Origin of the sequence: Rhizobium sp. B21/90, assembly GCF_019355815.1 — a bacterium.
In the GTDB taxonomy this organism is placed as follows: Bacteria; Pseudomonadota; Alphaproteobacteria; order Rhizobiales; family Rhizobiaceae; genus Rhizobium; species Rhizobium rhododendri.
This window is the reverse complement of sequence record NZ_CP072162.1, coordinates 2,311,583-2,333,026: the sequence shown is the minus strand read 5'-3', so window position 1 is coordinate 2,333,026 and position 21,444 is coordinate 2,311,583. Positions and strand designations below refer to the sequence as shown.

16 protein-coding genes are annotated in these 21,444 nt (G+C 61.7%); 14 read left to right on the top strand and 2 right to left on the bottom strand.

What is annotated here, in order from left to right; translation table 11 throughout:
• Window positions 1–103 precede the first annotated feature (103 nt).
• The 12 genes from J5278_RS11050 (at window position 104) to J5278_RS10995 (ending at window position 14,628) form a co-directional block, all read left to right on the top strand.
• Window positions 104–1,678, top strand: coding sequence for an ABC transporter ATP-binding protein (locus J5278_RS11050; protein ID WP_209183693.1), 1,575 nt, complete (start codon window positions 104–106; stop codon window positions 1,676–1,678).
• Window positions 1,668–2,762 (top strand): ABC transporter permease, encoded by a 1,095-nt coding sequence (locus J5278_RS11045; RefSeq protein WP_209183694.1) that lies wholly within the window; start codon window positions 1,668–1,670, stop codon window positions 2,760–2,762. The genes J5278_RS11050 and J5278_RS11045 overlap by 11 nt, the downstream gene beginning before the upstream one ends.
• The gene (locus J5278_RS11040) at window positions 2,759–3,679 is read left to right on the top strand and encodes an ABC transporter permease (protein ID WP_142822612.1); all 921 of its coding nucleotides are present in this window, start codon (window positions 2,759–2,761) and stop codon (window positions 3,677–3,679) included. Before J5278_RS11045 ends, J5278_RS11040 begins: the two co-directional genes overlap by 4 nt.
• A gap of 52 nt (window positions 3,680–3,731) precedes the next feature.
• Entirely contained in the window at window positions 3,732–4,805 is a 1,074-nt protein-coding gene (locus tag J5278_RS11035; RefSeq protein WP_209183695.1) for a BMP family ABC transporter substrate-binding protein, read from the top strand.
• A gap of 145 nt (window positions 4,806–4,950) precedes the next feature.
• Window positions 4,951–5,913, top strand: a complete 963-nt coding sequence (gene ytfQ / locus J5278_RS11030; protein ID WP_142822615.1) for a galactofuranose ABC transporter, galactofuranose-binding protein YtfQ — start codon at window positions 4,951–4,953, stop codon at window positions 5,911–5,913.
• Window positions 5,914–6,033: 120 nt separating this feature from the next.
• On the top strand, window positions 6,034–7,557 hold the full coding sequence (ytfR, locus tag J5278_RS11025; protein ID WP_209183696.1) for a galactofuranose ABC transporter, ATP-binding protein YtfR: 1,524 nt from the start codon (window positions 6,034–6,036) through the stop codon (window positions 7,555–7,557).
• Window positions 7,554–8,597 (top strand): ABC transporter permease, encoded by a 1,044-nt coding sequence (locus tag J5278_RS11020; protein WP_209183697.1) that lies wholly within the window; start codon window positions 7,554–7,556, stop codon window positions 8,595–8,597. Before ytfR ends, J5278_RS11020 begins: the two co-directional genes overlap by 4 nt.
• Entirely contained in the window at window positions 8,594–9,562 is a 969-nt protein-coding gene (gene yjfF, locus J5278_RS11015) for a galactofuranose ABC transporter, permease protein YjfF (protein ID WP_209183698.1), read from the top strand. Before J5278_RS11020 ends, yjfF begins: the two co-directional genes overlap by 4 nt.
• Before the next feature lie 12 nt (window positions 9,563–9,574).
• Window positions 9,575–10,321, top strand: coding sequence for a FadR/GntR family transcriptional regulator (locus tag J5278_RS11010; RefSeq protein ID WP_209183699.1), 747 nt, complete (start codon window positions 9,575–9,577; stop codon window positions 10,319–10,321).
• A gap of 98 nt (window positions 10,322–10,419) precedes the next feature.
• Entirely contained in the window at window positions 10,420–11,781 is a 1,362-nt protein-coding gene (glmU, locus tag J5278_RS11005) for a bifunctional UDP-N-acetylglucosamine diphosphorylase/glucosamine-1-phosphate N-acetyltransferase GlmU (protein ID WP_209183700.1), read from the top strand.
• A 108-nt stretch (window positions 11,782–11,889) separates the two neighbouring features.
• On the top strand, window positions 11,890–13,716 hold the full coding sequence (gene glmS, locus J5278_RS11000) for a glutamine--fructose-6-phosphate transaminase (isomerizing) (RefSeq protein ID WP_209183701.1): 1,827 nt from the start codon (window positions 11,890–11,892) through the stop codon (window positions 13,714–13,716).
• Between the two features lie 165 nt (window positions 13,717–13,881).
• A complete protein-coding gene (locus J5278_RS10995) occupies window positions 13,882–14,628 on the top strand; it encodes a DUF502 domain-containing protein (protein ID WP_142822627.1) in 747 nt (248 codons plus the stop codon).
• On the opposite strand, the gene recG is transcribed toward J5278_RS10995, so the two are convergent.
• Window positions 14,584–16,686 carry an ATP-dependent DNA helicase RecG gene (recG, locus tag J5278_RS10990; RefSeq protein ID WP_209187504.1) on the bottom strand — a complete coding sequence of 701 codons (2,103 nt, stop codon included), beginning with the start codon at window positions 16,684–16,686 and terminating at the stop codon, window positions 14,584–14,586. The two genes, J5278_RS10995 and recG, sit on opposite strands and share 45 nt — an antisense overlap.
• A 176-nt stretch (window positions 16,687–16,862) precedes the next feature.
• Between recG and J5278_RS10985 the strand changes: the two genes are divergently transcribed.
• Both J5278_RS10985 and mfd read left to right on the top strand, forming a co-directional pair.
• Complete coding sequence (locus J5278_RS10985) at window positions 16,863–17,180, top strand: succinate dehydrogenase assembly factor 2 (RefSeq protein WP_209183702.1); 318 nt, start codon at window positions 16,863–16,865, stop codon at window positions 17,178–17,180.
• Window positions 17,177–20,677: a transcription-repair coupling factor gene (mfd, locus tag J5278_RS10980; RefSeq protein WP_209187455.1), complete on the top strand. Its 3,501-nt coding sequence runs from the start codon at window positions 17,177–17,179 to the stop codon at window positions 20,675–20,677. Before J5278_RS10985 ends, mfd begins: the two co-directional genes overlap by 4 nt.
• Window positions 20,678–20,740: 63 nt before the next feature.
• Here mfd and J5278_RS10975 read toward each other — a convergent pair whose 3' ends face one another.
• A complete protein-coding gene (locus tag J5278_RS10975; RefSeq protein WP_209183704.1) occupies window positions 20,741–21,412 on the bottom strand; it encodes a DsbA family oxidoreductase in 672 nt (223 codons plus the stop codon).
• Window positions 21,413–21,444: the final 32 nt, after the last annotated feature.

The window sequence follows — 21,444 nt, the reverse complement described above, 5'->3', positions numbered from 1 at the left end:
GCCGTAGCCCGTGCTTGCGGTTGCATGAGAACAGAGTGGAACGAGACTGCTGAGGCCTAGAAGATCCTGAGAGGACGAGGGCTGCAGGGAAAATGAGGAATCCGTGTCGTCATCCGATGCGTCGCCGAACGGCGCGTTACTGTCGGTCCGAAAGCTGACGAAACTGTTTGGCAGTTTCGCTGCCTGCAACGAAATAGATATCGACATCCAGCCTGGCGAAATTCACGCGCTGCTCGGTGAAAACGGCGCCGGCAAGTCGACTCTCGTCAAGATGCTGTTCGGCGTCCTGGAGCCTAGCGACGGCGATATCGTCTGGCAGGGCAACGCTGTGTCGATCCCTTCACCCGGCGACGCCCGCAGGCTCGGCATCGGCATGGTATTCCAGCATTTCTCACTGTTCGAGGCGCTGACGGTGGCCGAGAACATCGCGCTTTCGCTGGACGACAATATCCCGATTGCCAAGATCGCCGAGGAAGCCGCCGCCCTGTCAGAGGCGTACGGACTGCCGCTCGATCCCTATGCCCACGTTGCCGATCTCTCCGTTGGCGAACGCCAGAGGATCGAGATCGTCCGGGCACTGCTGCAGAATCCGAAACTGATCATTCTCGATGAACCGACCTCCGTGCTGACACCGCAGGAGGCCGATCGCCTGTTCGAAACGCTGTTCAAGCTGCGTGCGGAAGGTCGCTCGGTACTTTACATTAGTCATCGCCTCGAAGAAGTGCAGCGTATCTGCGACCGCGCCACCGTGCTGCGCCACGGGCGCGTCACCGGCGCCTGCGATCCGAAGCAGGAGACGACCGGCTCGCTGGCGCGCATGATGGTCGGCAGCGACGTTGCCAGCATCAAGCACGGCGATCGCGGCGAAAAGGGCGAGATCCAGCTCGAGATTGCCGGTCTTTCCGTGCCCGCGCGCACGCCGTTCGCCATTTCGCTGAGCCAGGTGTCGCTCCGCGTCCGCGCCGGCGAAATCCTTGCAATCGCCGGGGTTGCCGGCAACGGCCAGGGCGAACTTTTCGACGTCATCTCCGGCGAGTTCCCGGTGGTCTCCGACGACCTTATTTTCATCCGCGGCGAGCCGGTGGGGACAAGGGGCATAACCGCCCGCCGCCTGCTTGGCGCCGGTTTCGTGCCCGAGGAGCGCCACGGCCACGCTGCCGTCACGACCCTAAGCCTTTCCGACAATCTGGTGCTGGCCCGCAGCCAGTCCGACCGCAAGGCGTTTCTCGGCGGAGGCGCGTTGCAGATCATTCGCCGCGCTGCGGTGACGCTGGCGACAAAGCGGATTTCCGCGGCCATGGACGTGCGCAAAAGCGGTGAGGACCCGATGGCCGGCTCGCTCTCCGGCGGCAACTTGCAGAAATTCATCGTCGGCCGCGAACTCGACCGCCAGCCGGACGTGCTGGTTGTCAACCAGCCCACCTGGGGCGTCGACGCCGGCGCTGCGAGCCGTATCCGCCAGGCCCTGGTCGACCTTGCCAAGGCCGGTTCGGCAGTGCTGGTCATCAGCCAGGACCTCGACGAAATCTTCGAGGTTGCCACCGAGATTGCCGTCATATCGGACGGGCACCTGTCCCCGTCTTATCCGGCAGGCGAGATGACACGTGAAAAGATCGGACTGTTGATGGGTGGCACCCACGGCGTGTCGACAGAGGCGGAGCCGGCCCATGCGCATTGAACTCGAAAAGCGCGGCGAAGTCTCCAGGCTGTTCGGCCTGCTGTCGCCGCTTCTGGCCCTGCTGCTCACCCTGATTGCCGGGGGCATCATGTTCCTGCTCCTCGGCAAGGATCCGCTCGGTTCGCTCTATGCCTTGCTGGTGGAACCGCTGTTCGATCCCTGGTCGCTGAACGAGCTTGCCAAGAAGGCCGCACCGCTGATCCTGATCGCCGTTGGCCTGTCTGTCTGCTACCGCTCGAACAACTGGAACATTGGCGCGGAAGGCCAGTACAGCGTCGGTGCCATCGTTGGCTCGATGATCCCCGTCTATTTCTACGACTGGCAGTCGCCGCTGGTCCTGCCGCTGATGCTGGTCATGGGCGCGCTCGGCGGCGCCCTGTTTGCGACGATCCCGGCACTGCTGAAGACGCATTTCAACACCAACGAAATTCTCACCAGCCTGATGCTCACCTATATCGCCCAGCTGTTTCTCGACTGGCTGACGCGCGGTCCCTGGCGCAATCCCGATGGGCACGGCTTTTACGGGACGCGCGACTTCACGCCAGACCAGGTGCTGCCGCCGATCTGGGACGATATCGTCACGGCCCATTGGGGACTGATATTCGCCATCGTTGCGGCGGTGCTCATCTGGTTCATGATGCGCTTTACCCTGAAGGGCTTCGAGGTCGTGGTACTCGGCCAATCCGAACGGGCAGGGCGGTTTGCCGGCTTTTCGCCCCGTAAGATGGTTTGGTTCAGCTTCATCCTCTCGGGTGCGCTGGCGGGCCTTGCAGGGATCTCCGAAGTTTCAGGCTCCATCGGCCATCTGCAGCCCGATATCTCGCCCAGCTACGGCTTCACGGCCATCATCGTCGCCTTTCTCGGCAGGCTCAATCCGCTCGGCATCATTGCATCGGGCTTCGTCCTGGCGCTCACCTACATCGGCGGCGAGGCGGCACAGTTGTCGATCGGTGTTTCGGACAAGGTGACGCGCGTCTTCCAAGGCTTCCTGCTGTTCTTCGTGCTCTCCTGCGATACGCTGATCTACTACAAGGTGCGCATCGTCTGGTCGCGCATCCGGGCCCGGACAGGAGCCGCATCATGACCTTTTTCGAAGCCGTCCTGCTGACCATCATCACCGCATCGACTCCGCTCGTCATTGCCGCCATCGGCGAACTGGTGACGGAGCGGGCCGGCGTCCTCAATCTCGGCGTCGAGGGCATGGTGGTCATCGGCTCCGTCAGCGCCTTCGCCGCAGCACAACTGAGCGGCTCCGCCTATATCGGCCTGCTGGCAGGGATTGCCGGCGGCGCATTTTTCTCGCTACTGTTCAGCTTCCTGACCCTGACGCTGGTGGCAAACCAGGTGGCGACGGGGCTGGCGCTGACGATTATGGGGCTCGGCGCCTCCGGCATGATCGGCGAGTCCTATGTCAGCGTTCCCGGCATCCGGCTGCTTCCGATCGAGATCCCGCTGCTGTCGCAGATACCCTACATCGGCACCGTGCTGTTCAAGCAGGACATCGTCTTTTACGTATCCATCTTGCTCGTCATCGCCGTCAACTGGTTCCTGTTCCGCAGCCGGGCGGGGCTTAAACTCCGAGCCATCGGCGACAGCCACGGATCGGCCCATGCCCTCGGCATTCCTGTCATCAGGACGCGCTATCTGGCCGTGATGTTCGGCGGTGCCTGCGCCGGGCTGGCTGGCGCGCAGCTGTCGCTGATCTATACGCCGCAATGGACGGAGAACATGTCCGGCGGCCGTGGCTGGATCGCCCTGGCGCTCGTGGTGTTCTCGTCCTGGCGTCCGTGGCGCATATTGGCGGGCGGCTACCTGTTCGGGGCGGTGACGATCCTGCAGCTGCATGCACAGGCGTTCGGCATCGGCATTCCAGCCCAGTTTCTGTCGATGCTTCCCTATGCGGCGACAGTGATCGTGCTTATCATCATTTCTCAAAATCGGCGTATGACTCTCATCAATACGCCGGCATCGCTCGGCAAATCCTTCGTGCCGGACCGGTGATAAAATGCCAGAAGACGGGCTCTCGCCAACTTTACAAACAACAGGGGTTCTTATGAAAAAAATTGCAATTGCACTGGCAGCAACCGCCGCCGTGATCATCGGTTTCGGCTCGTCGGCCGAAGCGGCTGGCAAGACCAAGGTCTGCTTCGTCTATGTCGGTTCCCACACCGACGGCGGCTGGTCGCAGGCCCACGACATGGGCCGCCTTGCGGTCGAAAAGGAATTCGGCAGCAAAGTCGAAACCGCCTACCTCGAAAACGTTGCCGAAGGCCCGGACTCCGAGCGCGCCATCGAGCGCATGGCCCGTTCGAATTGCTCGATCGTCTTCACGACGTCGTTCGGTTTCATGGATTCGACGGTTGCAGTTGCCAAGAAGTTCCCGAAGGTCAAGTTTGAACACGCGACCGGATTCAAGACTGCCGACAACCTTGCCACCTACAATTCGCGCTTCTACGAAGGCCGCTACATTAACGGCCAGATCGCCGGCAAGATGTCGAAGAAGGGTATCGCCGGATACATCGCGACCTTCCCGGTTCCGGAAGTCGTCATGGGCATCAACGCCTTCGAGCAGGGCGCCAAGTCGGTCAACCCGAACTTCAAGATGAAGGTCATCTGGATCAACACCTGGTTCGACCCGGGCAAGGAAGCCGATGCGGCGAAGGCGCTGATCGACCAGGGCGTCGACGTGCTGACCCAGCATACCGATACCACGGCACCAATGCAGGTCGCCGAACAGCGCGGCGTCTATGCTTTCGGTCAGTCCTCGGACATGATCAAGGCCGGCCCCAAGGTACAGCTGACGGCGATCGAAGACACCTGGGGTCCGTACTACATCAAGCGCGTCAAGGCGCTGATGGACGGCACCTGGAAGTCCGAGCAGTCCTTCGACGGACTGAAGGCCGGCAACCTCACCATGGCGCCCTACACCAACATGCCGGATGACGTGAAGAAGATGGCCGAAGACACCGAAGCCAAGATCAAGTCCGGCGAGCTTGCACCGTTCACCGGCCCGATCAACAAGCAGGACGGTACGCCTTGGCTCAAGGCTGGCGAGAAGGCCGACGACGGCACACTGCTGGGCATGAACTTTTACGTCGAAGGCGTTGATGATAAACTGCCGAAGTGAACAGTATATTCCAATGAACTAACAGAAAGGGCGCCGATTTGGCGCCCTTTTTGCTGCAGTGCGTCACACTATCCGCATTTACAAAAGTATTACTATATGATTTTTTGACGTTGGCCGCGTGGAGGCGGCCCAATGGGAGGAAATCATGAGATTGAAGACCGCACTCGCGAGTGCAACGATTCTTGCTGCCTGCATGTTTAATTCGGCCTACGCCAAGCCATTGGTTGTGGGCTTCTCGCAGATCGGCTCCGAATCGGGCTGGCGCGCCGCCGAGACGACGCTGACGAAGAACGAAGCCAAGAAGCGCGGCATCGATCTGAAGTTCGCCGATGCGCAGCAGAAGCAGGAAAACCAGATCAAGGCCATCCGTTCCTTCATCGCCCAGGGCGTCGATGCCATCCTGATCGCACCGATCGTTGCAACAGGCTGGGACGCTGTCCTGAAGGAAGCCAAGGAAGCCAAGATCCCGGTCATCCTGCTCGACCGCGACATTGACGCACCGAAGGACCTTTACCTGACTGCCGTTACCTCCGACCAGGTCTACGAAGGCAAGGTTGCCGGCGACTGGCTGGTAAAGACGGTCGGCACGAAGAAGTGCGATATCGTCGAGCTTCAGGGCACCACAGGTTCATCGCCTGCCATCGCCCGCAAGAAGGGCTTCGAGCAAGCCATTGCCGGCCATGACAACCTCAAGATCGTTCGCAGCCAGACTGGCGACTTTACCCGTTCCAAGGGCAAGGAAGTCATGGAAAGCTTCCTGAAGGCCGAAAATGGCGGCAAGGACATCTGCGCCGTCTACGCACATAACGACGACATGGCTGTCGGCGCTATCCAGGCCATCAAGGAAGCCGGCCTGAAGCCAGGCAAGGACATCCTCACAGTTTCGATCGACTCGGTGCCGGATCTGTTCAAGGCAATGGCAGCCGGCGAAGCCAATGCCACGGTCGAGCTGACGCCGAACATGGCGGGACCAGCCTTCGACGCTCTCGAAGCCTACCTGAAGGACAAGAAAGAGCCTAAGAAGTGGATCCAGACGGACTCCAAGCTCTACACGCAGGCTGACGACCCGCAGAAGGTCTACGAAGCCAAAAAGGGCCTCGGCTACTGATTTGAACTATAGAACCGCACCGGCCCATCATGGGCCGGTGCGGAACAGCCTTGGCATCGTATCGGACATCATGTCCGCCGCCGTGGCCTGAACGCTCAATATCAGGAAACATATCCTTCCATGGCTCACGATTTCGAGAACATTCTCGCGGCCACCGATTTCTGCAAATATTTCCCTGGCTCAACCGCCCTCGATCACGTCAATTTCACATTACGACGCGGCGAAGTGCATGCGCTGCTTGGCGAAAACGGCGCAGGCAAATCGACGTTGATCAAATGCATGACCGGCGCTTACCGTCCCGATGCCGGCACCCTCGTTCTCGATGGCGCTGAAATTCAGCCGCACGACACGCTGTCGGCGCAAATGCTCGGGATCGGAACCGTTTATCAGGAAGTCAACCTGCTGCCCAACCTGAGCGTCGCCGAGAACCTGTTTTTAGGGCGTCAACCGCGCAAGTTCGGCATGGTCAGCACCCGCAAGATGAACGAGCAGGCCCGTACGCTGCTGGCGCAATACGGCATCGATCTCGATGTCGGCCGCCAGCTCGACCGCTTCTCCGTCGCCATCCAGCAGGTCATCGCCATCGCCCGTGCCGTCGATCTCTCCGGCAAGGTGCTGATCCTCGACGAGCCGACCGCCAGCCTCGACGCGCAGGAAGTCGCGATGCTTTTTGGCATCATCAAGAACCTGAGGGCTCGCGGCCTAGGCATTATATTCATTACGCATTTTCTCGAGCAGGTTTTCGAGATCAGCGACCGTATCACTGTTCTTCGCAACGGCAAGCTGGTCGGAACGCGCGACCGCGAGGGACTGGAGCGGCAGGCGCTGATCGAGATGATGCTTGGCCGTGAGCTGGCCGCAGCCGAGGCTACCGTCCGGGTGGATCAGGACGCTGCCGGGCCGGTCAAGTTCCAGTTCAGGAATTTCGGCAAGCGCGGCAAAATCATGCCGTTCGATCTCGATGTTCGCGCCGGCGAAGTGGTCGGCGTTGCCGGCCTGCTCGGCTCTGGCCGGACGGAGACGGCGGAGGTCATGTTCGGCGTCGTCCGAGCCGACAGCGGCGAGGCGAAGGCAGACGGCAAGCCCCTGGCACTGTCCACACCACGCGCTGCCATCAAGAGCGGCTTCGGCTTTTGCCCGGAAGACCGCAAGACCGACGGCATCATCGGCGACCTGTCGATCCGCGAAAATATCGTCGTGGCGCTGCAGGCACGCCGCGGCTGGGCGCGGCCGCTTGCACGGAGCGAACAGAACGCCATCGCCGACCGCTACATCAAGGCCCTCGATATCCGCACGACCGACCGCGAAAAACCGATCCGGCTTTTGTCCGGCGGCAACCAGCAGAAGGCCATCCTTGCCCGCTGGCTGGCGACCAACCCGAGCTTCCTCATACTCGACGAGCCGACGCGCGGCATCGATGTGGGCGCGCATGCCGAGATCATCCATCTCATCGAGGATCTCTGCGCCCAGGGCATGTCGCTGATCGTCATCTCGTCCGAACTCGACGAACTCGTCGCATATAGCTCGCGCGTCGTCGTCTTGCGCGACCGCGAACACATCGCCGAACTGACCGGCGCCGAAATTTCGGCCAACCGCATCGTCGAGGCAATTGCCGGCACATCCAGCAAAAAGGTGGATGCATGACTTCCGCATTCAAGCCACTGCTGATCAGGCTGGCTCCGCAGCTGATCGCACTCGCTCTCATTCTTCTTTTGAATTTCATCATGTTCCCGCAGTTCTTTCATCTGGAAATTCAGAATGAGAGACTTTACGGGAGCCTGATCGACGTCCTCAATCGCGGCGCGCCGGTGGCGCTGCTGGCAATTGGAATGACGCTGGTGATCGCCACCAAGGGAATCGATTTGTCGGTCGGTGCTGTCATCGCCATCTGCGGCGCTGTTGCGGCATCCTCGATCGTCTCGGGCAATTCGGTCGGCTACACCCTGGTGCTGGCGCTGGGTACAGGCCTGCTCTGCGGCGTCTGGAACGGCTTCCTCGTCGCAGTCCTCGACATACAGCCGATCATCGCTACCCTGGTGCTGATGGTGGCAGGTCGCGGCATCGCCCAGTTGGTGACCGAAGGCGTCATAATGACCTTCAACAATGACGGGCTGATCTTTTTTGGCAGCGGCTCGATTGCAGCCCTGCCGATGCCGGTCGTCATCTGGATCGTCGCCGGCATCGCCATCACGCTGTTGGTGCGACGGACCGCGCTCGGCATGCTGGTCGAAGCCATCGGCATCAACAGGCGGGCGAGCACGCTGTCGGGCATCCAGACACCGGTGCTGCTGATGGCTGTCTATGCACTGAGCGGCCTATGCGCCTCGGTCGCAGGCGTCGTCGTCGCTGCGGACATCAAAGGCGCCGATGCGAATAATGCGGGCCTCTGGCTGGAGCTCGATGCGATCCTTGCTGTGGTCGTCGGTGGAAACTCGCTGCTCGGCGGCCGGTTCAGTATCGTCGGCTCGTTGCTGGGCGCGATGATCATCCAGTCCGTCAATACCGGCATCCTGCTGTCGGGTTTTCCGCCGGAGTTCAATCTGGTGATCAAGGCGGTCATCGTGATCGTCATCCTCGTCATCCAGTCGCCAGCCCTGAAATCCGTCGGTATTTTCTTCAGCCGTCGCCCGGAGCGACAGGTCGAAATGCCCAAGCCCGATAGCCAGAGGGAGCCGGCCAAGTGAACTCCAAATACCTGCCCTTACTGGCCACCATCATCATCTTCATCCTCGCCTACGCGCTGTGCGCGGTCCAGTATCCGACCATCCTCTCGACCCGGGTCGTCGGCAACCTGTTCACCGACAACGCCTTCCTCGGTATCGCGGCCGTCGGCATGACCTTCGTCATTCTCTCCGGCGGCATCGATCTGTCGATCGGCTCGGTGATCGCCTTTACCGGCGTGTTTCTGGCGGTCGTGTTGCGCGATACGTCGATCCATCCGCTCGTCGCATTCGCAATTGTGCTCGTCATCACCAGCACCTTCGGCGCTGCGATGGGGGCGACCATCCACTATCTGCAAATGCCGCCCTTCATCGTCACGCTTGCCGGCATGTTTCTTGCCCGCGGCATCGCCTTCGTGGTTTCGATCGACAGCATTCCGATCAACAACGACTTCTACACCCAGCTCAGCGATTTCTATCTGCTTCTGCCCGGCGGCGGCAGGTTGACATGCATCGGTTTCATTATGCTCGTCGTCTTTGCCGTCGGCATGCTGCTTGCCCACCGCACGCGTTTCGGCGCAAACGTCTATGCGCTTGGCGGCGGAGTGCAGACGGCAGCGCTGATGGGCGTTCCGGTGGCACGCACGACCATCCTGATCTACGCGCTTTCCGGTTTCCTGGCAGGTCTCTCCGGGATAGTCTTCTCGCTCTACACCTCAGCCGGCTATTCTCTGGCAACGGTCGGGGTGGAGCTCGATGCTATTGCGGCCGTGGTGATCGGCGGCACGCTGCTCACGGGCGGCGCCGGCTTTGTCGGAGGCACGCTGATCGGCATCCTGATACAGGGCCTCATCCAGACCTACATCACCTTCGACGGTACGCTGTCGAGCTGGTGGACCAAGATCCTTATCGGCTTTCTGCTTTTTGCCTTCATCCTGCTGCAAAAGGGCCTGCTCCTGCTGTCACGCTATAACCGGCGTTTTGCTTGAGAGGATAACAAGTTGCGCAGCCGTTTGATCGACAGACAACAGCCGAACGGCAAATCGCGGAACAGCCATTCCCAGGTCGTCGACGATCTCGGCAAGGCCATCGTCAGCGGCTCCTTTGCCGTCGGCGAGATCCTGCCCGGCGATGGCGATCTGCTCCAGCGCTTCAAGGTATCGCGCACCGTGCTGCGAGAGAGCATGAAGACCCTGGCGGCCAAGGGGCTGGTCGTGCCGCGTGCCCGCGTGGGCACGAAGGTCACCGAAAAAATCCACTGGAACATGTTCGACAGCGAGGTGCTGACCTGGCATTTCGACAGCGGCGTCAATCGTGAATTTCTGTTGCATCTCTATGACATACGGCTTGCTTTTGAACCTTTTGCTGCAGGTCTGGTTGCCGAGCGCGCCATCGAGTCGGAGATCGAGGATCTGCGGCTGCTGGCAACCGAGATGGCGGCCACGAACCACACGAGAGACAGTCTCGCCGTCGCCGACCTCAAGTTCCACATGGCCATCGCCGATATCTCTCACAACCCCTTCATGCGGACGCTCGGAAGCCTGATCGAGGCGGCGCTGGTCGGAATGTTCCGCATGAGCACGCCGCCTTCGAGCGAGGGCTTCAGCAACATTTCAGTCACCCACATGCAGATCGTCGACGCCATCGGCGCCCGCGATGTGAAGGCTGCCCGCGCGGCTATGGAATATGTGATTCTCGATGGTCGCGGCCATGTGCTGGAGGCTTTCGAGGCACTGAGCAAACCATGATCGGCCATCGCTTTTTGCTCTTGGTGCCGCTCCGGTCTAGCTGCTATGAGACGCCCAAGCGGTGTTGACCGCACAAGATCCAGTCGCCGGAGCTCGCCATGGAACGCACTTGCCTTGCCGTCATTCTCGCTGCCGGCGACAGCACCCGTATGAAGTCGTCGATGTCGAAGGTGCTGCATCCCATCGCTGGTCGCCCGATGATCGCGCATGTGATGGAGGCCATCGCCAGAACCGATATTGCAGCGACAGCGCTGGTCGTAGGGCGTGATGCCGAGGCTGTCACCCGGGCAGCCCGGCGCGACGGCATGGAGATCCAGGCTTTCCTCCAGAAGGAGCGACGCGGAACCGGCCACGCCGTGTTGGCCGCGAAGGAGGCGATTGCATCCGGCTACGACGATATCCTGATTGCCTATGGCGACGTTCCGCTGATCACCGATGGACCGCTCCGGGCAGCGCGGGCAGGGCTTGCTGCCGGCAACGATGTCGTCGTGATCGGCTTTCACACGGACAAGCCGAGCGGTTACGGACGGCTTCTGGTCAGGGACGACGAACTGATCGCGATCCGCGAGGAGAAGGACGCAACCGATGAAGAGCGCGCCGTGACCTGGTGCAACAGCGGCTTGATGGCGATCAACGGTGCCAAGGCGCTGGACCTGTTGTCGCGTATCACCAACGAAAATGCCAAGGGCGAATATTATCTGACCGACCTCGTCGAGATCGCCCGCTCCGAGGGCGGCCGCGTGGTTGTTGTCGATGCGCCCGAGTCAGAGGTCATCGGTTGCAACAATCGCGCTGAACTGGCCGTCATCGAGCGCCTCTGGCAACAGCGACGCCGATACGAGGTCATGCTGTCGGGTGTGACGATGATCGCCCCGGAGACCGTTTATCTCTCCTACGACACTATCATCGGCCCCGATGCGCTGATCGAGCCGAATGTCGTTTTCGGCCCCGGCGCTGTGGTCGAGGGTGGCGCGGTGATCCACGCCTTTTCCCATGTCGAGGGTGCTCGCATCAGCGAGGGCGCGACTGTTGGCCCGTTTGCGCGCCTCCGTCCCGGCGCCGACCTGGCCACAGGCGCCAAGGTCGGCAATTTCGTCGAGATCAAGAACGCGAAGATCGGCGAGGGCGCCAAGGTCAGCCATCTCACCTATATCGGGGATGCCACCATCGGGGCCGACAGCAACATCGGCGCCGGCACCGTGACCTGCAATTACGATGGCATCAACAAGCACCACACGACCATCGGCGCCGGCAGCTTCATCGGCTCGAACTCGTCCCTCGTCGCCCCGGTCACCATCGGCGACGGCGCCTATGTGGCATCCGGCAGCGTGATCACTGCCGACGTGCCGGCCGACGCCCTGGCGCTTGGACGTGCGCGGCAGGAGATCAAGCCGGAACGTGCCCGGCTGATCCGCGAACGGGCGCGCGCGCTGAAGGCGGCAAGGTCGGCAAAATCCTGAAAATCGGCTGCGTAACGGTCGGAAATTCAATGTGACCGCTGGCCCGATTGAGTAACGCCGAAGAACCGCTAGAAGTCGTTGCATCGAAGAGTTGAGACGGAGAAGTTCATGTGCGGCATTGTCGGTATCGTAGGAGCCAAGCCTGTGGCCGGCCGTTTGGTCGATGCGCTGAAGCGTCTCGAATATCGCGGCTACGATTCGGCCGGCGTCGCCACCATCCATGACGATATTCTCGAGCGCCGCCGCGCCGAAGGAAAGCTGTTCAATCTCGAAAGCCTGCTCGACCGCGAGCCGCTGGACGGATCGATCGGCATTGCCCATACGCGGTGGGCGACCCACGGCGTTCCGAACGAAACCAATGCCCATCCGCATTTCGTCGATGGCGTCGCTGTTGTCCACAACGGCATCATCGAGAACTTTTCCGAGTTGCGCGAAGAGCTGAAAGGCGAGGGCGCAGTCTTTACCACCCAGACCGACACCGAGGTCGTTGCCCATCTGCTGGCAAAGTCGATCCGCGAGGGCCTTGAGCCGCAGGCAGCGATGCTCCGCATGCTCAACCGCGTCACCGGCGCATACGCGCTGGTGGTGATGTTCAAGGATCATCCCGATGTGCTGATGGCTGCCCGCTCGGGCCCGCCGCTGGCCATCGGCTACGGTCGTGGCGAGATGTTCCTCGGCTCGGACGCCATCGCGCTGTCGCCGTTCACCAACGATATCGCCTATCTCGTCGACGGCGACTTCGCCATCGTGACGCGCGAGGCTGCCGAGATATTCGATTTTGCCGGCAAGCCGGTCCAGCGTGCCCGGCAGATCTCTCAGGCAACTGCCTTCGTTGTCGACAAGGGAAATCACCGGCATTTCATGGAAAAGGAAATCTATGAACAGCCGGAAGTCATCTCCCATGCGCTAGGCCATTATGTCGACTTTGCCAGCAACCGCATCAATGCCAATGCGTCGGCGATCGATTTCAGCGGTGTGACCGGGCTTGCGGTATCTGCCTGCGGCACTGCATTTCTTGCGGGTCTGATCGGCAAATACTGGTTCGAGCGCTATGCGCGCCTGCCAGTCGAAATCGATGTCGCATCCGAGTTCCGATACCGCGAGATGCCAATTTTGCCAAGCCAGGCAGCGCTGTTCATCTCGCAGTCCGGGGAGACGGCAGATACGCTGGCGTCGCTCCGCTACTGCAAGGAAAACGGCCTGAAGATCGGCGCCATCGTCAACGTTCGCGAATCGACCATTGCCCGTGAATCCGATGCCGTCTTTCCGATCATGGCAGGCCCAGAGATCGGCGTCGCTTCGACGAAGGCCTTCACCTGCCAGCTGGCCGTCCTGGCAGCGCTCGCAATCGGAGCCGGTCGCGCGCGCGGGACTGTCAGCGCCGACGAGGAGGTGACCCTTGTCCGCCACCTGGCCGAGATGCCGCGTATCATGAGCCGGGTGCTTAACCTGATCCAGCCGCAGATGGAAAGCCTTGCCCGCGAGATCGCCAAGTTCAAGGACGTGCTCTATCTCGGTCGCGGCACCAGCTACCCGCTGGCGATGGAAGGCGCGCTGAAGCTGAAAGAAATTTCCTACATTCACGCCGAAGGCTATGCGGCAGGCGAGCTCAAGCACGGACCGATCGCATTGATCGACGAAAACATGCCGGTCATCGTCATCGCGCCCTATGACCGCTTCTTCGAGAAGACCATTTCGAACATGCAGGAGGTTGCGGCACGCGGCGGGCGCATCATCTTCATCACCGACGAGGCCGGTGCTGCCGCCTCCAACCTGCCGACCATGGCGACTATCGTGCTGCCGGTCGTCGACGAAATCATTGCGCCGATGATCTTCTCCATGCCGATCCAGCTGCTTGCCTACCACACGGCAGTCTTCATGGGCACCGACGTCGACCAGCCCCGCAATCTGGCGAAATCGGTCACGGTTGAGTGATTTGAGGCGCTACGCTGTCGATTGCTGCGTCCTGATGCATTAACGGGTTGGTGGCAAGCGTTGCTGCGGGTTGTGCGTCGCAGCAACTTCTGGCAATTTCAACTCTGTCGGCAATGGGGATTTTGCTGACGACGCGGCAGGCTGAACGGAGTTCAGAAACGACAAATGGCGGAAAATCCCGAAAAGACGACGACGAGACTGTCGGTCGCGGCACGCATCCGCAACAATTTTCTGACGGGGCTCATCATCTGCGCGCCGATCGCCATTACGCTGTGGCTGACCTGGTCCGTCGTCCACTGGGCTGACAGTTGGGTTGAACCCTACATTCCCGCCCGCTACGACCCCGAGAGCTACCTTAACTTCGCCGTGCCCGGAACCGGGCTTGTCATGGCGATGATCTTCATCACTATCATCGGCTTTCTCGGCAAGAACCTCATCGGCCAAAGCATCGTCCAGTTTGGTGAATCCTTGGTGCGTCGGGTGCCGCTGGTCCGCACCATCTACAAGAGCCTCAAGCAAATCTTCGAAACGGTGCTGAAGGAGAAGAGCAATTCTTTCAAGCAGGTGGGGCTGATCGAATATCCGAGCCCCGGCCTCTGGTCGCTTGTCTTCGTCGCAACCGATGCAAAGGGCGAGATCGCATCCAAGTTCAACGCCATGGGCGTGGATATGGTTAGTGTCTTCCTGCCGCCGACGCCAGTTCCGACCGCAGGCTTCCTGGTGTTCGTGCCGCGCGAAAAAATCGTCATTCTCGACATGAGCCCGGAAGACGGGGCGAGGCTGCTCATTTCGGGTGGACTGGTGACGCCGGATCACGTCGATGCTTTGCCCACCTCGGAACTCCACACGGCGTACAAGGCAAAGCGCCTAGCCCGCGCGGAGAAAGCGGATCGCCTCATCACGCCGGAATAGATATAGCAGCGTCCTGACGGCCTGGCCGCGATCACTGACGAGATCTGCGTCCCGTTCAATGAGATAGGCGGCGTCTTTCCGGGCAATTTCCAGAAGATCGGCATGGGCTTCGATGCTGGCGATGCGAAAGCCCGGGGTGCCCGACTGACGGGTGCCGAGAAGCTCGCCTTCGCCGCGCAATTTCAGGTCTTCCTCGGCGATGCGAAAACCGTCCTCGGTGTCGCGCATGATCGATAGCCGCGCATGGCCGGTTTCGCTGAGCGGTCCCTTGTAGAGAAGGATGCAGCTCGACGCCTCGTCACCGCGTCCGACACGACCGCGCAACTGGTGCAACTGCGCCAGCCCGAAGCGCTCGGCGCGCTCGATGACCATGATCGTCGCATCCGGTACGTCGACGCCGACTTCCACGACAGTGGTCGCCACCAGCAGCCTGGTTTCGCCGTTCTTGAAAGCCTGCATCGTGGCATCCTTTTCCGGCCCGCTCATCCGCCCGTGGATGAGCCCGACCTTGGGCCCGAAGAACTGGGCGAGCGTCTCGAAGCGCTCCTCGACGGACATCAGGTCGGATTGCTCGGACTCTTCCACCAGCGGGCAGATCCAGTAGGCCTTCTTGCCATCGGCAAGGGCGCTGCGCAGCCGCTGGACGATATCGCCGACGCGTTCCGTGGGAACGGTCACGGTATGGATCGGCTTGCGGCCGGCCGGCTTTTCCGTCAGCTTCGAGACATCCATGTCGCCGAACGCGGCCAGCACCAGCGTTCTGGGGATCGGCGTCGCCGTCATCACCAGCATATGCGGTGAGATCCCCTTGGCCGTCAGGCGCAGCCGCTGGTGGACGCCGAACCGGTGCTGCTCATCGACGACAGCCAGCATCAGGTTTGCATAGGAGACGCTGTCCTGAAACAGCGCATGGGTGCCGATGACGATCTGGGCCTGACCGGACGCAATGCGCTCAAGGATTCCGTCACGCTCCTTGCCCTTCGTGCGGCCTGTGAGGACTTCGATAGAAAGTCCTGCAACGGCAGCGAATTTTGAGATCGTGCTGTAGTGCTGGCGGGCGAGGATTTCCGTTGGCGCCATCAGCACCGCCTGTCCGCCGTTCTCGATCACGGCGGCAATCGCCATCAACGCTACCAGCGTCTTGCCGGCACCTACATCCCCCTGCAGCAGGCGCAGCATGCGCTCGCTGCCCGCCATGTCCTTCAGGACATCGGCGATTGCCGCCGTCTGGCTGCCGGTCAGCGAGAAAGGCAGCGCGCCAAGAATCCGGCTGCTGATCTTACCAGTCGCATGAACGGGCTGGCCCGGCACGCGACGCAGCCGCTGGCGGACAAGTGCCAGAGACAACTGGCCGGCCAGGAACTCGTCATAGGCAAGGCGACGGCGGGCAGGTGCCTGCGGGTCGATGTCTTTCGCATCGCGCGGATCGTGCAGCATTCGGAAGCTCGTCGCGAAATCGGAAAAGCCCTGCTTCGTCACCAACGCTGCGTCGTCCCATTCCGGCATATCCGGCATGCGCGTCAGCGCCGCCTCGATCGCCTTGCGGACGGTGCGCAACGTCAGGCCGGCGGTCAGCGGGTAGACGGGCTCCACCAGGGGCAGAGTCTCGCCTTCGCTTTCGCGGACGATGTAATCCGGATGCACCATTGACGGACGGCCGTTGAACCAGTCGACCTTGCCGCTGACGGTGACGGTCTCGCCGAGCGGTAGCTGCTTTTCCAGCCACTGTGCCTTGCCTCGGAAGAAGACGAGGCCGAGTTCGCCGGTCTCGTCGTGCAGGAACACGCGGTACGGCTGGCTGGTGCGCGGCGGCGGCGCCTGATGGCGGTCGACCCGGCCGGTGATGGTGACGATGGTCCCCTGCGGCGCCCGTGCGATTCCCGGCTGTTCGCGCCGGTCGACGATTGATGAGGGGGCATGGAACAGCAGGTCGACGACCCTGGTGTCCTCAAGATTTTCGCGGCCAAGCAGCTTTACCAGCAGGTCGGCCACTTTTGGCCCGACGCCCGGCAGCGAGGAAATGGAAGCAAACAGCGGATCGAGAATGGCAGGGCGCATGATGGCGGCAAAATGCGACGGCGGACCCCGCTTTGGCAAGGCCGGATGACGCGATCCGCCGAGAGTTCTCGACATGCCCCCGGAAAAATCCCCGGCAGCGTCTTTTTTCCGAAAAACCGGTTCCCACATTTCGAAGCGATGCTTTATAGAGACGCAGCAACAAGAAGGTGTGTGAGATGACAGGCGTAACACTGAGCAGCGCGCTCCTCGATCCACGCCGCAAGCGGATTCTGTTTCGTTGCTGGCATCGCGGTCTCCGGGAAATGGATCTGGTGTTCGGCCAGTTCGCGGACGCAGAGCTGCCGACACTGTCGGAGGCCGAGCTCGACGAGTTCGAGATCATCATGGATGAGGAAGACAATGATCTGAACCGCTGGATCCTCGGCACGCTTCCCGTACCCGAGCGGTTCCAGACGCCGCTGTTTACCCGCATTGCCGCCTACGCGCCGGATTTCGAACAGATGACCGCCGACCTGCGCAGGGTCGCGGAATGATTGCAGGTATCGACGTCAGGAAACTTGCAGCGGCGCCCGTGCCGCTGACGATCGGCAACGTTCCGGCCGGCCTCGATCCCTTTATCATCGCGGAATTGGCGCGGTCCGGCGAACCGGTTGCCTACGTGCTTTCCGACGGACAGCGCATGGCTGACATCGAGCAGATGCTGTCGTTCATTGCGCCTGAAATTCCGGTGCTGACCCTGCCGGCCTGGGACTGCCTTCCCTATGACCGCGTTTCCCCGAGTTCCGACACGTCGGCACGCCGGCTGGCGGCGCTTGGCGGGCTGATCGCCTACCACAAGAAGCCACATTCGGCGATCGTCCTCGTCACCGTCAATGCCCTGTTGCAGAAGGTCGCCCCGCAGGACGTGATCGAAAGCCTGGCCTTCTCGGCAAAGCCCGGCAGCCAGTTGCGCATGGACGATATCGCCGGCCGCCTGGAGCGCAACGGTTTCGACCGGGTCGCGACCGTGCGCGAGGTCGGTGAATTCGCGGTGCGCGGCGGTATTCTCGATGTCTTCGTGCCCGGGTCGGAAGAGCCCGTGCGCCTCGATTTCTTCGGCGATACGCTGGAGAGCATCCGCAGCTTCGACCCGGCAAGCCAGCGGACGACCGGGCAGGTGCGCTCGCTCGATCTCAATCCGATGAGCGAAGTGACGCTGACGCCGGATACGATCAGCCGCTTCCGTACCAATTACCTGGCGACCTTCGGCGCTGCCACCCGCGACGACGCCCTGTATGTCGCCGTCTCCGAAGGCCGGCGGTATCCCGGCATGGAGCACTGGTTGCCGCTTTTCTATGAAAAGCTCGATACGATCTTCGACTACCTGAAGGGCTTCCGCTTCATCACCGACCATACGGTGCGCGAAGCAGCAGAGGAGCGCTCGAAGCTCGTCCGCGACTATTACGAGGCGCGCCAGCAGTCCGGCGAGCAACGCAAGGGCGCGATGACGCAGGGCACCCCCTACAAGCCTGTGGCCCCCGGCGAGCTTTACCTCGACGGCAAGATGTTTGGCGCGACGCTCGATGCCTTCAACGCCATCCGGATGTCGCCGTTCAACGAGCACGAGGGCGCGACCCGGATGGTGGTCAATGTCGATGCGCGCCAGGGGCCGCGCTGGGCCCGCGGTGCCACCGAGCAGGTCGATGCCGAGCGCGTCAACGTCTTCGATGCCGTCGTCAAGCATATCGCAGATCGTCGTGCGGCCGGTGGCAAGGTACTCGTCACCGCCTGGACGGAAGGCTCGCTGGAGCGCCTGCTACAGGTGCTCGCCGAGCATGGCCTGCAACGCGTCAAGACCATCGAGGCGATGAAGGATGTCGATGCGCTGGCCAAGGGCGAGGCGGCAGCGGCCGTGCTCAACCTCGAAAGCGGTTTCGAAACCGGCAATCTGGTCGTCATCGGTGAACAGGACATTCTCGGCGACCGCATGGTCCGCCGCTCCAAGCGCAGCAAGCGCGGCGCCAACTTCATTTCCGAAGTCGCAGGCCTCGACGAAGGCTCCATCGTCGTCCACGCCGAACACGGCATAGGCCGCTTCGTCGGCCTCCGGACCATCGAGGCTGCCGGCGCGCCGCATGCCTGTCTCGAGCTGCTCTATGCCGACGACGCAAAGCTGTTCCTGCCGGTCGAAAACATCGACCTCCTGTCGCGCTACGGCTCGGAAACCAGCGACGCGCAGCTGGACAGGCTCGGCGGCGGTGCATGGCAGATGCGCAAGGCCAAGCTGAAGAAGCGGCTGCTGGATATGGCCGGATCCCTGATCCGTATCGCGGCCGAACGCCTGACGCGCCATGCGCCGGCGCTGATCGCACCCGATGGCATCTACGACGAGTTCGCCGCTCGCTTCCCTTACGACGAGACCGAGGATCAGGCGAACGCCATCGACGCCGTGCGTGACGATCTCGCCGCCGGCCGGCCGATGGATCGCCTCGTCTGCGGCGACGTCGGGTTCGGCAAGACGGAAGTTGCGTTGCGCGCCGCCTTCGTCGCGGCGATGAACGGCGCCCAGGTGGCGATCGTGGTGCCGACGACGCTGCTGGCTCGCCAGCATTTCAAGACGTTTTCCGAGCGTTTCCGTGGTCTGCCGATCCGGGTTCAGCAGGCTTCGCGCCTGGTTGGCGCAAAGGAACTGGCACTGACCAAGAAGGAAGTCGCCGAAGGCAAGACCGACATCGTCGTCGGTACGCACGCGCTGCTCGGCAACGGTATCAAGTTCGCCAATCTTGGCCTGCTGGTCATCGACGAAGAGCAGCATTTCGGCGTCAAGCACAAGGAGCGGCTGAAGGAGCTGAAGAGCGACGTCCACGTCCTCACCCTCTCGGCGACGCCGATCCCGCGCACCCTGCAGCTGGCGATGACGGGTGTGCGCGAGCTCTCCCTGATCAAGACGCCACCGGTCGACCGCATGGCGGTGCGCACCTTCATCTCGCCCTTCGATTCGCTGGTGATCCGCGAAACGCTGATGCGCGAGCATTATCGGGGGGGCCAGAGTTTCTATGTCTGCCCACGGCTCGCCGACCTTTCCGATATCCACGCTTTCCTGCAATCGGATCTGCCGGAACTGAAAGTCGCCGTTGCCCACGGCCAGATGCCGGCGAGCGAGCTCGAAGACATCATGAATGCCTTCTACGAGGGCCGCTACGATGTGCTGCTGTCGACCACCATCGTCGAATCTGGCCTCGACGTGCCGACTGCCAACACCCTGATCGTCCACCGCGCCGACATGTTCGGGCTTGCCCAGCTTTACCAGCTGCGCGGTCGTGTCGGACGTTCCAAGGTGCGGGCTTTCGCGCTGTTCACGCTGCCCGTCAACAAGGTGCTCACCTCGACGGCAGAGCGCCGCCTGAAGGTGCTGCAGTCGCTGGATACCCTCGGCGCCGGCTTCCAGCTCGCCAGCCACGATCTGGACATCCGAGGCGCCGGCAATCTGCTGGGCGAGGAACAGTCTGGCCATATCAAGGAGGTTGGCTTCGAACTCTACCAGCAGATGCTGGAAGAGGCCGTGGTCGAAGTGAAGGGCGTCGACGAGATCCAGGACACCGGTTGGTCGCCGCAGATTTCGGTGGGCACGCCGGTGATGATCCCCGACGACTATGTGCCCGACCTGCACCTGCGCATGGCGCTCTACCGCCGGCTCGGCGAGATCACCGATCTCAAGGAAATCGACGGTTTCGGCGCCGAGATGATCGACCGCTTCGGACCCATGCCGATCGAGGTGCAGCACCTGCTGAAGATCGTCTACATCAAGTCTCTCTGCCGCATTGCCCATGTGGAGAAGCTCGATGCCGGGCCGAAGGGTGTCGTCGTGCAGTTCCGCCACAAGGAATTCCCGAATCCGGCAGCCCTCGTCGGCTATATCGCCAGGCAGGGCTCAATGGCGAAGATCAGGCCAGACCACAGCGTCTTCCTCACCCGCGACCTCCCAACACCAGCCAAGCGCTTGGCGGGCGCCGCCGTAGTCATGACGCAGCTGGCGGAACTGGCAAAATAAAAGGCTGCGTGCCCTGACGGAGCGCGCAGCCTGATTTACAGGGTAAATGTGAGAAATGCTGCGCTAGTTGAGCGCCGCGCGGGCCTCGCCCTTCGTCTTGGCGATGTCGCGGAGCGCGTTGGCAATCACATCCGGCGTCTGGGCGCCGCTGACTGCATATTGCTGGTCGAAGATGAAGAACGGCACGCCGTTGACGCCCATCTGCCGTGCCGACTCGATTTCCGCGACGATCAGGTCGCTGTCGGCATCGGAGGCGAGGAGGGCCTCGATGACCGCGCGATCCAGTCCGGCGGCTTCGGCGATGTCGAGAAGTACGGCGTGGTTGCCGACATTTCTGCCTTCTTCGAAATTCGCCTTGAAGAGGCCTTCGACCACCCGGTTCTGGAGTTCGCGATCTTCGGTCACAGCCCAGTGGATCAGTCTGTGGGCATCGAGCGTGTTCGGGCCGATGGTGATGGCATCGAAATTGAATGCAATTCCGACCTCGCGGCCAAGACCTGTGAGCATCGCGTGAGCGCTGGCCACCTTGTCTGCACCGCCAAGCTTTTCAGCCAGCTTTTGCTTCTGGTCGACGCCTTCAGGCGGATAATCCGGATTGAGACGGTAAGGGCGCCAGTTGATGTCGACACCGACTTCGTCCTGCACTTCGGCAATCGCCAGTTCGAGCCGCGCCTTGCCGAGGTAGCACCACGGGCAGACGACGTCCGAGACGATATCGATTGTGATGCGTTCCATGGTCGTTGCCCTTTCCTGTTTATCGGACCGAA

Coding starts and splice junctions, on each gene's coding strand:
- glmS (WP_209183701.1), top strand. CDS start 11,890: ATGTGCGGCATTGTCGGTATCGTAGGAGCCAAGCCTGTGGCCGGCCGT.
- J5278_RS10985 (WP_209183702.1), top strand. CDS start 16,863: ATGACAGGCGTAACACTGAGCAGCGCGCTCCTCGATCCACGCCGCAAG.
- J5278_RS11020 (WP_209183697.1), top strand. CDS start 7,554: ATGACTTCCGCATTCAAGCCACTGCTGATCAGGCTGGCTCCGCAGCTG.
- J5278_RS10975 (WP_209183704.1), bottom strand. CDS start 21,412: ATGGAACGCATCACAATCGATATCGTCTCGGACGTCGTCTGCCCGTGG.
- glmU (WP_209183700.1), top strand. CDS start 10,420: ATGGAACGCACTTGCCTTGCCGTCATTCTCGCTGCCGGCGACAGCACC.
- ytfR (WP_209183696.1), top strand. CDS start 6,034: ATGGCTCACGATTTCGAGAACATTCTCGCGGCCACCGATTTCTGCAAA.
- J5278_RS10995 (WP_142822627.1), top strand. CDS start 13,882: ATGGCGGAAAATCCCGAAAAGACGACGACGAGACTGTCGGTCGCGGCA.
- ytfQ (WP_142822615.1), top strand. CDS start 4,951: ATGAGATTGAAGACCGCACTCGCGAGTGCAACGATTCTTGCTGCCTGC.
- mfd (WP_209187455.1), top strand. CDS start 17,177: ATGATTGCAGGTATCGACGTCAGGAAACTTGCAGCGGCGCCCGTGCCG.
- recG (WP_209187504.1), bottom strand. CDS start 16,686: ATGCGCCCTGCCATTCTCGATCCGCTGTTTGCTTCCATTTCCTCGCTG.
- J5278_RS11045 (WP_209183694.1), top strand. CDS start 1,668: ATGCGCATTGAACTCGAAAAGCGCGGCGAAGTCTCCAGGCTGTTCGGC.
- J5278_RS11035 (WP_209183695.1), top strand. CDS start 3,732: ATGAAAAAAATTGCAATTGCACTGGCAGCAACCGCCGCCGTGATCATC.
- J5278_RS11040 (WP_142822612.1), top strand. CDS start 2,759: ATGACCTTTTTCGAAGCCGTCCTGCTGACCATCATCACCGCATCGACT.